11 protein-coding genes are annotated in these 15,982 nt (G+C 36.7%); 6 read left to right on the top strand and 5 right to left on the bottom strand.

The features are described 5' to 3' along the window. Positions 1–37: 37 nt before the first annotated feature. Positions 38–985 (bottom strand): RraA family protein, encoded by a 948-nt coding sequence (locus A3EM_RS0134920; RefSeq protein ID WP_044240758.1) that lies wholly within the window; start codon positions 983–985, stop codon positions 38–40. A 289-nt stretch (positions 986–1,274) separates the two neighbouring features. Between A3EM_RS0134920 and A3EM_RS0134915 the strand changes: the two genes are divergently transcribed. Beyond that, positions 1,275–2,105, top strand: a complete 831-nt coding sequence (locus tag A3EM_RS0134915; protein WP_020532905.1) for a hypothetical protein — start codon at positions 1,275–1,277, stop codon at positions 2,103–2,105. 83 nt (positions 2,106–2,188) lie between these two features. On the opposite strand, the gene A3EM_RS46610 is transcribed toward A3EM_RS0134915, so the two are convergent. The 3 genes from A3EM_RS46610 to A3EM_RS0134895 all read right to left on the bottom strand — a co-directional run bounded on the left by A3EM_RS46610 (position 2,189) and on the right by A3EM_RS0134895 (position 11,281). Further along, positions 2,189–8,908, bottom strand: coding sequence for a TIR domain-containing protein (locus A3EM_RS46610; RefSeq protein ID WP_020532904.1), 6,720 nt, complete (start codon positions 8,906–8,908; stop codon positions 2,189–2,191). Positions 8,909–9,188: 280 nt separating this feature from the next. Continuing rightward, positions 9,189–9,998 carry a toll/interleukin-1 receptor domain-containing protein gene (locus tag A3EM_RS0134900; protein WP_020532902.1) on the bottom strand — a complete coding sequence of 270 codons (810 nt, stop codon included), beginning with the start codon at positions 9,996–9,998 and terminating at the stop codon, positions 9,189–9,191. A 17-nt stretch (positions 9,999–10,015) separates the two neighbouring features. Next, entirely contained in the window at positions 10,016–11,281 is a 1,266-nt protein-coding gene (locus tag A3EM_RS0134895; protein ID WP_044240753.1) for an AGE family epimerase/isomerase, read from the bottom strand. A gap of 140 nt (positions 11,282–11,421) precedes the next feature. Here A3EM_RS0134895 and A3EM_RS0134890 point away from each other — a divergent pair, with 140 nt between their 5' ends. From A3EM_RS0134890 to A3EM_RS0134870, 5 genes are all read left to right on the top strand, one after another. Then, a complete protein-coding gene (locus A3EM_RS0134890) occupies positions 11,422–12,288 on the top strand; it encodes an SDR family oxidoreductase (RefSeq protein ID WP_020532900.1) in 867 nt (288 codons plus the stop codon). Positions 12,289–12,440: 152 nt separating this feature from the next. Beyond that, entirely contained in the window at positions 12,441–13,211 is a 771-nt protein-coding gene (locus A3EM_RS0134885; protein ID WP_044240690.1) for a lysophospholipid acyltransferase family protein, read from the top strand. Positions 13,212–13,252: 41 nt separating this feature from the next. Then, the gene (gatC, locus tag A3EM_RS0134880) at positions 13,253–13,540 is read left to right on the top strand and encodes an Asp-tRNA(Asn)/Glu-tRNA(Gln) amidotransferase subunit GatC (protein ID WP_020532898.1); all 288 of its coding nucleotides are present in this window, start codon (positions 13,253–13,255) and stop codon (positions 13,538–13,540) included. A 155-nt stretch (positions 13,541–13,695) separates the two neighbouring features. Further along, a complete protein-coding gene (gene der / locus A3EM_RS0134875) occupies positions 13,696–15,003 on the top strand; it encodes a ribosome biogenesis GTPase Der (protein WP_020532897.1) in 1,308 nt (435 codons plus the stop codon). Between the two features lie 71 nt (positions 15,004–15,074). After that, positions 15,075–15,323 (top strand): hypothetical protein, encoded by a 249-nt coding sequence (locus tag A3EM_RS0134870; protein ID WP_020532896.1) that lies wholly within the window; start codon positions 15,075–15,077, stop codon positions 15,321–15,323. Between the two features lie 170 nt (positions 15,324–15,493). On the opposite strand, the gene A3EM_RS0134865 is transcribed toward A3EM_RS0134870, so the two are convergent. Beyond that, positions 15,494–15,958 carry an Lrp/AsnC ligand binding domain-containing protein gene (locus tag A3EM_RS0134865; protein WP_020532895.1) on the bottom strand — a complete coding sequence of 155 codons (465 nt, stop codon included), beginning with the start codon at positions 15,956–15,958 and terminating at the stop codon, positions 15,494–15,496. Between the last annotated feature and the right edge of the window lie 24 nt (positions 15,959–15,982).

Genomic DNA, 15,982 nt, shown 5'->3' with positions numbered 1-15,982 from the left:
TTATTCAGTTAAATAATGGTGATAGAAAAAGGATTTTTTACCATGTTCTTGTTTTAAGCAGTTCCTGTATCTGGTCTCTTGGGACGGGGAGGTCATCGATATGGGCATTTAGCCATTGCGAAAAATCTTTCTCAATTTCATCTGACCAACGGGAATCAATCTGCCCGGGCGTATATTTTTGTTCCCTTAATCTCTGGTGCCCAAACATATCTCTAAGCCTTACAATTTCCGATGTTTTTACCACCTTTTCTGCCAGATGTGGAGGGATAAATATTACTCCGCCATCTCTACCCAGCACTACATCTCCCGGCATTACTGTAGCCATGCCTATCCTGGTAGGCTGATTTATTCCTACTAAAGTGGTATTTAATTGTTGATCGGGATTATTTAAATGGTGGGATGGATGATAAGACCTGAAAAATGAAGTAAAGCCACCAATTTCTTTCAAGCCGTCAATATCCCGAACAGCTCCATCGTAAACTATTCCATTACCAGATTTGGCAAAAATGGAATTTCCCAGGTTGTCCCCAATAGTTGGACCATCTACATGTGCTCCAAATTGGTCAACTACATAAACATCTCTTTTTACCAGTAAGTCGATCGGCCAGGAGTTTTGTGATTTTACTCTTCCATCCTGATTATGGCCTCTGTCATCAATCACCCTGTGTATATCAGGTCTACCAGGCATAAAAATAGCTGTAACGGCTCTTCCTACCAATACACTATCGGGGTTAATACACATCCACCCATCCGCATATTGATATCTGAAGTTTTCCCCCTTCAACACAGCCCAGGCTTCTTCCAGAGTTACCTGACTCATTCGGTCAAGAATTGCCTCAGCTACTTTAGGCCTGCCATCGACAAACCTTTCCCCTTCCCATTTTGGGGTCAGGAAAATCAATTCTTCCCTGGAAATTTGTTGCGCGTTTAATGAGAAGCTAATCAAATAACAAAAAAGTACTATCAGTGGCTTGTGGGAAGTCATTTTTTTAGAAGGTGAAAAGTAAAAATTTGGACAAACTTTTTTAAGGTAGGAAAAATTCCCTATTGAAATCAAGGAAATAAAAATTTAAAATGAATTCTTTATCCTTGAAACAAGGAATTTACGATTTTAAATGGTATTTCAACCTACCCACATTTTTCCATAACTTCCTTAATATGAGTTAAATCCCACTATCAATATTCTCCAATAAAAAAGGAATTTCGTAAAAACTGAAAGAACCCGGCCAGGCCTTCCCAAACTTTTGATTTTTTTACCTAACCCCTATTCAAGCATGAAAACTACCAAGTTCCCCCAACCTTTAAAACTCCTCCTAATTCCTGCTTTATTTATAATGATTTTCACGAATTGTACTAAAGAAACAGAGGAAGAGATTGCCCCTGAAGAACATTTACAAGTGACAGAAGATGCGAAAGCCGTAGAAATAGCTCCGACTGAATCCACAGAACCCAAAAACGATTTACTAACAACAGAACCTGATAACCTTGTTTTCCCTGATAACGGCAATTCTAATGCGAGAATATCTTCTTACGGCCCCACTGATTATGTGGATTTTCATGATAAAATGGCTTTAACTATTATCCCGGACAATGCGAGAAACACCTTTACCTTCTGGCCCTACTATATCCAGAAAATTGGTACCGGATGGGTACATGTTAAGGAAAATGATGGAGCAAATTATAATGAAGGATTCAGAAGTGAATACAATCATTACCATTTGACATATCAACATTTTGAGCCTTGTTTTTTATCCTCCGGGAACTTTGGAAAACCATCCGGTAGTTCCTGTTTAAATTTTGATCCGACATTACAAAACAGAGAATTATTTACTCACTCCGGAGATCATTGGATAAAAGTGTATGTTTATGATTATGAAAATCCCAGTAGAAAATTCGATTTACTGGAAATTAAAGTGGTAAAAGGACCCATACAGCTTTGGTTTAAAGAAGCTTCAGGAGGTTGGAAATACTGGCAATCCTTAGGAGTTGGGCGTTGGAATTTATCCAATTATTGCAAAAACATTAAGGAAGTCCTTATTTCCGGTCAGCAGGATTTTTCTCCTATAGGAATTGATGATTTGAAAATTAAAGTGCCATATTACTAAATAAAATACCCTGAGCAGAATGAAAATCTGCTCAGGGTATTTTTTACTAAGTTGTAAATTCAATATATTTTTTAAAATTTAAATTATTGTTTTTCAATTCCCCACATATCGTACTGATCATTATTGAAATAAATGATTTTCGGATATTTCCAAACCAGAGCGGCATCCACATGATTAAAGTCAAGACCATACCAGTTGAGTTCACTAATTTTCTTTGGATAACCTGGATCAGCCCTATCCAGTTCCACATCGTATCGGATGTATTCATCTTTACTAAAGAAGTAAGATTTCCCATTTTCAAGGGTAATTACCGCATCTATATGATCGAAAATAAGCCCAGGCCATGTTTTATCACTTATTAATTTTGGGTATCCCGGATCAACCTGATTTAGCTCCACATTAAATCTCAAATATTCATTTCCTCTAAAGAAATAGGCTTTTTTATTACTTGGCCAATATGTTGCTGCATCAATTTGATCATAATCCACGCCCGGCCAGTAATCAGCAGTTTTTACCGGATAACCTTCATCCAGCGTATTGGATTTAGTATCCCATCTCACATATTCATCTTTGTAAAACAAGTAAACTTTTGCATTATTAGGCCAATATAATGCGGCATCGATTTTTGAAAAAGGGACATTAACCCAACCTTTCTTGATGGATTCAGGTGTAAATTTGGTAAGTTCAACCCTTGCATCAGGTACATCCTTACTGGTAATCCCCGCATTTTCCAGGTCCTCTAAATCCAAAAGGAATGCCTCTCTGAACACGCCAGTTCCATATGGCTTTTCTTTCCACTCTCTATAAAATTTCAAAGCTTCCTCTTTTTTCCCTCCGAAAAGATAAGCTGTTGGCAAATTGGTGTAAATACCTTCTTCTGCCTCAAGCTCAACTCCTCTTTTCACTGCTTTCTCGGCTATTCCAAAATCTTTGGTAAATAATTTATACCAGGATAAATTCCAATAAGCACTTCCCGCATCCACTTTTACTACCCTGTCCCCGCCCAGGGCAAAATATTTTTCATATAAATTTGCTATTACCTGATAGGTATCGGCCAGTTTTTCAGTTTCATAAGACGGTATTTTTCCAACCCTTTCTTCATAGATATTGATGGCTTCATAAACTTCTGAGGGTTCTGAAGAATTTAAAAAGTATTGAGCATCAATTTTATTCAATCTTAGTAATTCCACATTATCCACCAATAGAGGAATAATCTTTTCAAAAGATTGGTGTGTTATCCCTTCACTTTCTAAATGCTTAATATCTTCCAGAAATTTCTTTCCTATGGTATAACTGTATTCCTTTAAAATTGGAGATTCCTGGCTTTTGATTTCCAAATTTTCATCACTTTGGGAAGCCTGAAGTTCTACATTAAGATAACTCACTTTAAAGTCATCTACTGCCATGGCAGTATTAGCTAAAACATTTGCCCCCGTTCTTTTTCCAGGCAAAGCCTTAAATGGCATAGAATGCACATAAGTTTCATTCAGGAAGAAATAATAATTACCTCCTATCTTCCTTACAGTAAGCTTATTATATTCATTTCCACTCACAATATCCGACTTCGTCCATTCCTTAAAATCCTGCCATTCCTCCTCAAGAAAACCTCGGATTACATAATATCCATTGGCAGAAAATCCGAAAGTGTATTTTTCATCATCACTTTTTCCCCAAACCAGATCCAGAGAATTATTTTTCTTCCCTTTCAGGTATTTAATTTTCATTTCAATTTCAAAATCCCGGCTTTCATCCAGATCAATTTCAGGAGCTGACCATGCCCCTTTATCAATCATGCTTTCAAAATGATAATATCCATTCTCTACCCTACCCAGATAATTTTCATCTCCCTTCCACCAGCTATTTCTATTATCCACAAAGAAATCTTCATAAATACTTTCCCTATGAATGAGTTTGCTGGATTTTAGTTCATGTATCAGGCCTTTGGCCTTTTCCAATTGATTATTAAAAATGTAGGCAATTGCCAATTGAGATTTGGCATGGCTATTATTTGGGTTTAAATCCATACCTTTTTTGGCTGCCTCCAGAGATTTTTCAAATGATTTTAAAAGTATCAGGTCATGGGATAATGCAATATATGCTTCGGATAAAGTGCTATTGTAAGCTGGCCCTTTCTTTTTTGTCTCCAATAAAGAATTAATTTCATTTTCCTTAGCGATTACTGCCTCTTTAAAATCACCGGCTTTCTGATGGTAACTCCACAATACTTTATATTCCGTGCTTAAAATTGAATTATTTGGTGGATTAAAAGCCTTGTTATAGTAAATAACCTTTTGTTGGGAAATAGCCGCATTTTTATGTTTTTCAAATATTTCACTTTGAATCTGCGCAGCCTTTTTATTGCCTTCTAGTATTTTTAGCTGAATTTCTAACCTGGTATATCCATCCAGAATTTTATCTTCCTTCACTAATTCCTCAAAAATTTTATTAGCCGCCAAAAGGTATTCTAGTTTCTGGTGAGACTTAGAAGTGTGTTCAGCCAAAGAATCATAAAAGAAACCAGCCTCAATAATTTTATTGGTATTTCCAAGAGCTAAGAAATCCTCAGTGACATCAAGTCCTTCCAAAGCAAATGCTTTTAAAGAAAATTCGGGAATTTTCCCTTTTGCAATAAAAGAGAAAGGAGCATGAATGGCATCCCTTACCAATACTTCATCATCATCCGATGCAGATAAAATGTATTTCCCATCAGGGGAAAATAATACAGAGTTTACAATATCCTTATGGTCATTATAAATCTTGATGATATTACCATCCATATCCCAAAGCCTTACACTTCTGTCGGTACTTCCTGTAACCACCATTTTCTGATCTGGTGAAAATGCCGCTGAGATAACATAGCTGGTATGTCCCTCAAAACTTTGCGTCAGATTCCCTTTTCTATCATAGATTTTTGCGGTATTATCCTTTCCTGATAATAGAATTGATTTGTTATCAGGAGAGAAACAACCAAAGAAAATGTATTCCTTATAGTTTTCAATTTTGGTAAGTATATCCCCATGAATAGACCAGATTTTGGCCTTTCCATCTGCACTTGTAGAGAGTAAAGACTCCCCATCAGAAGAAAACTCTAATGATGTAATTCTTTGTTCGTGACCTTTAAACCTGCTTTCTTCGGATCCATCAAGGTTCCAAACAACTATTTCATAATCATCATTTCCGGTAGCAAAATGTTTTCCTGTGGGGGAATAAGCGGCCTGACGAAGTCTGGCCTGGTCTTGTACAGAAAATATTTCTTCGCCATCAAGATTCCATAAAATTGCCTGTTTATCCTTACCTACTGTAAGTATGGTATCTGCCTCCTTCGAAAAGCAGACATCTCTTACATGATCTTCGTGCCCGACAAACGATTTAATAATATCCCCATTTATATTTTTTAATTCGGCCTTATGGTTTAGTCCCTTCATTAAAATAGAATTATCCTTTTTAGAAAAGGCGAATGAATTAATGGAGCTACCCCCATCGCGAAAGGGCAAATAAGTTTTCCCTTCAATCGGCCAGATTTTTACCGTGTGATCCAGCCCTCCCGACACAATCATATTGCCATCATCAGAAAATGCTGCGGATCTTATCGCAGCTTTATGTCCTTTATAAACCTTCAAAAGGTTTCCTTCCAAGTCCCAAAGTTTAAGTGATTTATCATTCCCTCCAGTAAGAATAAACCTGCCATGGGGCTTGGAAAAAGATACCGTGGATGTATAATCTGACTCCAGGGTTTTTAAATGGTTCCCATTGATATCCCACAATTTAGTGGTTCTGTCCCAGCTTCCAGTCAGAATTTTTGTGCCATCCGGAGAAAATGCGACCGATTCCACATCATCCTGATGTTGAAACTTTAAAAGTTCCTCTCCTTGTAAATTCCAGAGTTTTGCAGTATTGTCTTCACTACCAGAAAGAATATATTGTCCATCCGGAGAAAATTTCACCGTTCCCACCCCTTTATCATGCCTGAATTCTCTAATTAATGTGCCATTAATATCCCATAATTTAATTGTAGAATCCTTGGCACTTGTGACCACATATTTATCATCAGGAGAAATATCCACTCCCCAAACCGGCAGAGTATGACCGATAAACTCTGCTTTTATTTCCCCTTTTTCATTCCATAATAGTGCAGTTTTATCAAAGCTACCTGTGATGATTAAACTTCCATCGCTATTAAATGCTGAACTCAGTACAGTATTAGTGTGCTGTTCAAAAATAAACTTTAAATCCCCATTCTTTGTCCACAATCTCGCTTTGGAATCTCTTCCCCCGCTAATAAAGGTCTGATTATCCGGGGAAAAAGAAACAGTATATATATTGTCCTGATGATCCTCCAGACTATGACTATAGAATTCATTTTCATTGTAGATATCGTAAATTATCTGTTCAATTCCTTCTATAGGATTCTTTTGATAAGCTCTGTGGGCAACCCTTAAAGCCAAGGTAGGATCATTTTTCGCAATTTGTAGTGCTTTGGTAGCATCCCCAATGGTCAATCCCTGGAGTTCGACTTCAGATTTTGCCAACAAAGTAGCCATTTCCGACTTTTCAGCTTTGAGTTTGGCTTCTTCTGCTTCAATTTGTTTTACTCTTGCATAGTCTCTGGCCTGAAGCGCAGACTTCTTTTCCTTTTCAAGTTCATCTTGTTTATCCTTCAAAGCTTCAAGGGCTTTAGAAACTTTATCCTGTTCCTCTCTCACTTTCTGTAAGGCTTTTTCAGTATCCTCCTGAGCTTTAACTGCATTTGCTTTTGCGGCTAAAGCCTCCTCAGCTTTTTCTTCTGCAATTTTTTCATTTTCTATTGCCTCCATTTCTTTTTGGAAAGCATAATACAATCCTCCCAAAGCAAAAACTAAAGCCACTATGGATGCCCAGAGCAAGATTCTAAGCCTTTTAGTCGTACGTCTTTCTTTTAAAAGGCTGGCATTAATCGCTTTTTGGCTTTCCTCAATAAATTCTTCCTGTAAACTAGTTGGTTCAGGTTTTTTATTATTTTCCACCGACTCTCTAAACCAAACATCAGCTATGGTAAATTCACTCCCTCTGAGTAGAAGTGATTTATCTTTCCCTTTGTCATTCCATTCCATGGCTCTTCTTTGCCATTTGGTATGAGCCTGCAAATGTTCTCTGTCCGTATCGAGTGTCCTGACTAATTGGCTAAAAGCGGTAATAAAATCCTCCTTTTCAAAATCAATCCACTGCACCGCAGCCAGAGCAGGAGGCATAATCTTCGGATCTGTTTCCCTGTATCTTAAGGTAATAAACCTTTTATTTAGTTGGGAAGCATAGGCCACTTCATCCGCACAGAATTCCGACTGTACGGCATCAGGGGAAATGATAAATAAAAAATTATCGGCACTTTCTATGCCTTTGTAAATTTCCTGTTGGAAGTCAGAACCTTCTGCAATACTTTCCTGATCAAACCAGGTAGTTTTTCCATTGAGTTGTAATTGCTCATTTACTTTCCGGGCAAAATCTCCATCGGTTCTGGAATAAGAAACAAAAACCTCTATATTTTGCTGCCCACTATATTCCGTACTCTCTTTTATAAATTTTTCATGCAGCCTGGTGGGCAAATGATAGTCTCTTTTCTGGCCAATTTTCAACCAGGCCTGAGCATTTTGCAGGTTATATCCCCTTAAAAGGATACTTGGGTTTTTACCCTGCCTTTCCCATTTTAAAGCCTGAGCCAGAAATACTTTATGTTTTTCATAATACCGTTTATCCTTGTTAAGCTGACCAATTAAAGCATTGGTAGCATCCTGAAAAGAGGCTTTTTCCGTAAAGTCTATATATTGCAGTTTTTTGACTACATCCGGTAATTCCTTTTCATCAGTTGGAGATAGTAATAGGGGGAAAATTCTTTTATTATACTTCTGGGCATGTTCCAGTTCTTTCAGGCAATATTCGGATTTTACAGCATTTGGAGAAAGGAAAAATAATAAATTATCGGCCCTTTCTATACCCTCTTCAATAGCCTGATCGTAATCTACTCCCTTTTGAATATCATTTTGGTGGGTCCAGGTAGTAAAACCGTGACGCAGCAATTCTCTATTAATTTCATCCCTTCTCTCTATATCTTCAGTGGCATAACAAATGAATGCATTTGTCATTAAATTTTCAGCATTCTTTTTTGCTTCAGCCAGATACTCACAATGTAAATCGGAAGGTAAACAAGGAGGTTTAACTCCCGAAAAAGTAGAACTCAACCATTTTTCTGCTTCCTGTCTTTCTTTCCCTACCAGTAAGCCTTGTCTGTCTTTTTGCGTCCTCTCCCACTCCAGAGCCTTTAGCAATAAATGAGTATGCTGTTCTACGAATGCTTTATTGTCTTCAAGAAGGGATTGAACTTCACTAAATCCTTTATCAAAATCATCTATTGTCTGCCATTGGTCAAGCGGCAGATTTGCATCTTCCTTTTCCCGTAAATAAACCCAGTTAATTTTACCTATTTCTTCATGAACTTTATACAAATCACGCTCTACCTGCAATACAGGAATAATTCGCTTTTTATACTTTAATGCCAGTTCAATTTCCTTTAAACAGTATTCTGAGGCAATAGCATGAGGGGCAATTACAAATAAAAAATTATGGGATTTTTCTATGGCTTTGTCAATCTGATCCTGGAAATCCACACCCAATGGTAAGTCATCCTGATCAATCCAGACATCATATCCTACGGCTAATAAGGCTTTATTTAGTTTCCCTGCAAAAGCTCGACTTTCCTTTCTTCCATATGAAATAAAAATATCATGGCATTCCGTCCCGGTAGAGCGGTTAATTTTTACAGCAGTATCCATAGAAATAAGTAGTAAATCAAAATTGCCCGTGTATCTATTTGCTAAAAAAGTTTGATAGCATAATTATTATTGCTCAAAAAATAGCACGGGGGCTTATTTGACAGTAGTGTTAATTTTCTAAACTCTAGAATACAATGCTGTTAATGATATTAAATTGTAGGAATTTCCTCAAAATATGGGGATTAGGATTAAATCAGAACAGGAGAAATTTAATTTTTTCTTTTAAAGGATTTTCGTTTTGTAATAAATTCAAAAAATTGGATTATTTCGGGCTAGTAACTTAGGAAAGAATAGTTTTAATGACTTTTTCCAATCCGGAATCGAAATTTCTCTCACTAATATCTACTGTTAAAGACTCTTTTAATTTTCTGATGATTTCGGGAAGATTATGCTGAAGCTGGTTATACCTTGTCCTTTCGTTTTGCAAATCCTCAAAACCTCTGTTTTTGGCCATCCGTTTTTGAATAACTTTATCAATTTCCACAATTTCCTCTTCTATATAATCCAAGGCATCATCTACAAAACTTCTTCCAAAAAAAGATTGATCAATGGCACAGGGAATAAACTTTTTGTGACTTGTTTTTTCCCCAGAAAAAGTAAGCATACTTTCCATAGCCACCCAGGCAGAAAGTAAACTATTGGAAGAAATCAGAGAAAGGGTAATGTCATTTTCCCTCACACATTTTTCAATAAATGATTTAATATCTTCTCCGGCATGCATAGCCTCTGAATCTATTGTAACTTCAATTCCGGCATCTTCCAGCTTTTCCTTTACTTTTCCTGCCATTGCTTTATCCTGATGATTGTAGGAAATGAAAACTTTTTTCCCTTCACTTTTCGGTTTGGCCAAAGCTAATGCTTTATCCAGCAACCCTACCTCATAATACATCACACCACTATCCATTCTCACTCGTGAAGTAATAAACCCTTCCTGAGTCAGTTTGGATATCTTTACGGAAGCCGCTGTAGTATCGGCAAAAGATTCTACCAGGTTAACCATCAGGGTTGTTTCTTCATTTTCGCCTTTTTCAGCATAAATTTCCAGCAACCAACTCAGTAAATCTTGCGGAGTATTAAAGGATTTTTTCATGGTTCGATATTATTTTCCTAAAAATTCATTTTCTCCAGCCGAATAATAGATTGTACCATTGCCCGGACGGTATGGTAATTTACTTTCCAATTGTGGCTCATGTGCTTCCAGATCGGTTCGCCTTTTCTGGTCATCAGTGGCCACCACTCGCCAACTTCGTGTTTTATCATTTTATCAAACAGGAATTTGTGTACATTTTTATAGGTATCCAGGTACTCTTTTTTGCCAAAAATTCTGTAAGCATCCAACATTCCAATCAACACTTCGGCTTGTTGCCAGAATTCCTTTTCCCTGTCATAAACCCCTCCGGCATGTGAACCTTCCACATAAATACCTCCATTCTCCCAGTCCACACCATCAGCAATACAATGCTCAAATGATTTTAATAAAATTGGTAAATAATCCTTATAGGAAACTTCCATAATATCCAGGGCATGCAAAAGGAGCCAGGCAAATTCTACATTATGACCATAACTGGTATTATCCTCCGAAGAAGCTTTTGCCCCATCCTCAGTAAACCTGTCCCAGCCCCAGACAATATCAAACTTAATCTGTGGAGCAATTTTCCAATCTGCATAAAACTGGGGAATTCCGGTTTTGTATTCGGGATGAAGAATTTTATCAATAATCAAGGCAATGATTTCCTGTAATTTCCGCTTATGAATTTCCTTCCCGGAACATTCGTAGAGTGTGGTAAAAGCTTCCATTAAGTGCATATGGACATCCAGCGTTTTTCTATCTCCACCAGCTGAACCCGGTCCATTCAATTTCCAATCTTTGCTAAACATTTCAAAATAGCCTCCATAATGCGTATCGGCACAATATTTTTGTAAAAGATCAAAAACCTTTTCGGCATATTCAAGACCTCTGGAATCACCAGTTGCCAGCGTATATTCACTTAAACTGTAAATGGCAAAGCTGTGTCCATAAATAATTTTCTGGTCAATTAATATATTTCCAGCCCGATCAGAAAGCCAGAAAAACCCTCCATTTTCTTGATCCCAAAATTTGTCAATAATGAAATCAACCCCATGTTTTGCTATAGCCATTAGTTCCCCCTTGCCATAACCTGCCCTGTGAGCAGAAGATAAAGTATAAATAGTTCTGGCTTGTGCTAAAAATGATTTTTCATCAAGGCCAGTATCCTTTCCTTCGGTATCAAAATTAGTAAGGTACCCCCCATTCTTCTCATCAACACACCTTTTGGTCCAAAAGGGAAGAAGTTCATTGGTTAGATGATTCTTTGAGGAATCTAAATAGAAGTCCTTTTCCTGATTATTCATTTTCAATTATTTAAGGTGTTAATGAAGTCTTTTTTTCACTAAAATCAATATACAAACAATTTCCATATTTTAGGATTTCAACCCTGAAAGAAATTAATTTTGGGAAAACAATATTTAAATCACTTCAAAAAAAAAATCAGATGATCCAATCCATTTTAGTAATTGGCGCAACTGGAGATTTAGGATTGCCGGTAACAAGGGAATTGGTGAAAGCAGGTTTTGAAGTTCTGGCCATGGTCCGTAACCCTGATGAAGCGGCCAAAATTCTGCCCAAAGAAGTAGAATTAGTCCAGGGGGATTTGCGTATTACTGAAACCATTGAAAGAGCGGTTCTGGGAGTAGATGCAGTATATTTCAATTTATCCATCCGACCTCAGGAAAGAAAATCTGAATTTCATACAGAGCTGCAGGGGTTGGAAAACTTCTACAAGGCTTCAAAATATGCTTCCTTACAAAAGGTCATTTACCTTTCTTCTATGCTAAAGGATTATAAAAGCGACTGGTGGGTATTTGAGGTAAAAAGGCAAGCCATCAAACTGATCAAAAATCAGGAGATTCCTTATACTATATTTTATCCATCCTCTTTCATGGAAACTATTGATAAAAAGCTTTTAATAGGGGACAGCCTTATGTTAATTGGGCAATCTCAATATCCTATGTATTGGATTGCTGCTGAAGATTATGGCAGGCAGGTTGCCATGTCCTTTAAAATTCATCATCAGGAAAACAAAGAATTTTATGTGCAGGGAGAGGAAGGACTTTCTTTACTGGAGGCCGCTAAAAAATTCACATCACATTGTCCTAAAAAAATTAAAATGAAACAATTCCCGGTCTGGTTCTTCAGGGTTCTTGGTTTTTTATCTGTGAGCATTCGATATGGACTATTAATTTCCGAGGCCATGAATAATTTTGAAGAGGAATTTTTATCAGAAAAAACCTGGGAAGAACTGGGAAAACCGGAAATATCTATTGAAGAATATGCCAGAGGATTTGATAAATCCAGATAGTTCCTTTACTTGGCTGCTTTACCTACCCAATATTAAAATGAATTTTCTAATTTTGAGAACTGCTATTTGCAGGCTATCACTGAAAACCTGATACAAATGCATTCAGCTATTTCTAAAGTGTAATTTTTTTATTCAACCACTATTCACAATTAATGCGAAGAATATTCGAAACAATATACGCTTTTTGGGGCCTGATATGCTTTAGCTTCTTTTATATCATGGTTTTTCCCTTATTTTTCATCATTGCCCAGGTACCGAAATGGCATAGTTTTGCCAATTTTATTAATAAGCTTTGGGCCGGATTTGTATTTACCAGTGCGCTAATGCCTGTAAAAATTATTTGGAACGAGGGAATAAAAAAGGGGCAGCCATATGTATTTTGCCCCAATCATAATTCTTATCTGGATATTCCAATTATCGGCATTTCGGCTCCAACTTTTGTGGTTTTTGTGGGGAAAAGCTCCTTAGGGAAAATTCCCGGCTTCGGCTATATGTTTAAAAAAATCCATATTCCGGTAGATAGAGCTAGTATAAAAAGTAGTTACCGTTCTTTCGAATTGGCCAAAAGAGCGGTAGATAAAGGCCATAGCCTGCTTATTTTCCCGGAAGGAGGAATCAATACCATGAATTATCCTGACCTTAAAAAATTTAAGGATGGCCCTTTTAGAATTGCTATTGAAAAACAAATACCCATAGTTCCTGTAACTATTCCATATAATTGGATAATTTTGTACGATATTTCAACAAGGCTAAAGTGGAAGCCCGTAAAAGTGATTTACCATAAGCCTATTGAAACTAAAGGAATGACACTAAAGGATATTGATCTTTTGAAGGAAAAAGTGAAGCGGGCAATTAAAGGGGAATTAAAAACTTACTTTCCCGATAAGATTACCATTGATACCGGAAACGTGAGAACCGTATAAATCAATATTTGAAGGTGTGGTTAAAACCTGATGATTAAGAAATGAAAATTGATAAAAGTACCATAGAAAAAATTGCCCATTTATCAAGATTATACTTTGATGAAAATGGTGAGGAAAAAATGCTGAAAAGCATGAACGAAATTATCGAGTGGGTGGATAAATTAAGTGAAGTGGATACTGATGGAGTAGAACCACTTACCCACATGACTATGGAACAGGACATCATGCGGGAAGATGTTCCCCACAATGCACTAACAAGAGAAGAAGGAATGAAAAATGCTCCTGATCATGATGATGAGTATTTTAAAGTGCCTAAAGTATTAGACTAAATCCCCATCCTTTCAACCACCATACCTATTGTAATTCGGAAAAATCTAATTTTGCCTGAATCATCATGAATTGTTATTTTGGTGTAATTCAGGAAGTTGACTTAAATATCCGAATGATTAATCAATAACTTAAGAACATTTTATTAAAAGTAACCATGGCGAATATTGTGGCAATTGTAGGTCGGCCAAATGTTGGGAAATCAACATTTTTCAACCGGCTGGTAGAGCGTAGAGATGCAATCATTGATAATGAAAGCGGAGTAACCAGAGACCGCCATTACGGACAAGCCCTTTGGAATGGGAAGAACTTTACCGTAATTGATACCGGTGGATATATAGAAGGGAGTGACGATGTTTTTGAAGGCGCCATCAGAGATCAGGTAAAAATTGCTATTGAAGAATCTTCTGTAGTCTTATTCGTGGTAGATTGTGATTCAGGAGTTACTGGTATGGATAAGGATTTTGCCAATGTGCTCAGACAATCCAAAAAGCCTGTTTACATAGTGGCCAATAAGGCTGATAATACGGAAAGAGCCCACATGGCAGGCGATTTTTATAGCCTTGGAATGGGAGAAATATTTCCAATTTCGGCTATCAATGGTTCTGGAACCGGGGATTTACTGGATAAAGTAGTTTCACACTTTCCCGAGGAACCGGAGCAAAAAAAGGAAGATCATATTCCAAGAATTGCTATTGTAGGACGGCCAAATGTGGGGAAATCATCCTTTGTAAACTCCCTGCTTAATGAAAGCAGAAGTATAGTGACAGACATTGCAGGCACCACAAGGGATTCCATCAATTCTCATTATACCGCCTTTGGAAAGAATTTTATAATTACCGATACGGCCGGTATCAGAAAAAAAGCCAAAGTACGGGAAGATATTGAGTTTTATTCGGTGTTGAGGGCACTAAATGCCATTGAAAATTCAGATGTTTGTATAGTGATGCTTGATGCCACCAAAGGGCTGGAAGCCCAGGATTTGAATATTATTTTCCAAATCCAAAAATACAAAAAGGGTTTACTCATAATGGTAAACAAGTGGGATTTAGTGGAAAAGGAAAATAATACGGCCAAAAATTTTGAGGATGAAATAAGGCAAAAACTAGCTCCAAATGATTATCCTCCTATAATTTTTACTTCTGTAATGACCAAACAGCGAATTTTCAAAACCATTGAAAAGGCTACTGAAGTTTATGAAAACAGACAGAAAAAAGTAACTACTTCTACTCTTAATGAAGTAATGTTGAAAGAGATAGAAAGATATCCTCCGCCAGCACACAGAGGGAAGTATATTAAAATAAAATATATTACTCAATTACCGACTCAAACACCAACATTTGCCTTTTTCTGTAACCATCCAAAATATATAAAACTTCCATATGAAAGATTCCTTGAGAATAATATAAGGAAGCATTTTAAGTTTGAAGGAGTACCAATAAAAATAGTTTTCAGAAAAAAGTGATATATTTTCTTGGAATAGCACCACAAAATATCTAATTTGTGGGAACGTTCCAAGAAACTAAAACTACAATTATGAAAAAGATTCTTACTTTCTTAATAATTGGGGGAATGTTTGCTTTCGTAACAGTAAAGTCTGTTACCAGGAAAATCAAGACTGAAAAAGCTACAAAGGAGGTTTTTGTGAAAAAATCAGAAACCTTAAACACCCAAAGCTCAACTACTAGCGAATTCACCTCACCAGCATCCACCGAATTAAATGCCAGCCAGATTAAAGAAAATGATTACTCCTCTGAAGTTCAGGAAGCCTCTTTTGGCGAGTAAGGAGTAATTGAGTTTCTTAATTATCAACTACTACTATTGATTTCAATAATGCTTCTGCTTATTAAAGGGACATGTTTCTTTAGTAAAGTATGATGCATTTTGCCTTTAAAGAAACATAAAGGTAACTTATTGTATAAGGGGATTATACAATAGGTTACCTAATATAAAAATTATTTTAGCATAAGAGGCCGGTCCACCTTTTCCTCAAGCGAAATCATTGTTTCCGTTCTCACTACCCCAGGAATACTCTGGATTTTATTATGTAGAATTTCCCTTAAGTGGTTGGTATCTTTACAGGTGATTTTGGCGAAAATACTATAATTACCTGTAGTGTAATGAATAGTAAGTACTTCCGGAATTTTCAACAATTCTTTTGACACATCTTCATACATTGAACTTTTTTCCAGAAACAAGCCCAAAAAAGCTGTAATATCATAACCAAGCTTACCAAAATCGATATTTAGCGTAGAACCCCTCACAATCCCCATCTTCTCCATCTTTTTCATCCTCACGTGTACGGTACCTCCAGAGACATAAATTCTTTCAGCAATCTCAGTATATGGTGTTTTAGCATCCTTCATTAACTCTGAAAGAATCTTTATATCTACATTGTCAATCTCTAAATTTTTGTTCATTTTTTTAGTTGAATATTGATTATT

Origin of the sequence: Flexithrix dorotheae DSM 6795, assembly GCF_000379765.1 — a bacterium.
GTDB classification, from domain to species: domain Bacteria; phylum Bacteroidota; class Bacteroidia; order Cytophagales; family Flammeovirgaceae; genus Flexithrix; species Flexithrix dorotheae.
Note: the sequence above shows the minus strand (reverse complement) of the source record. Positions and strands in the feature narration are given on the sequence as shown.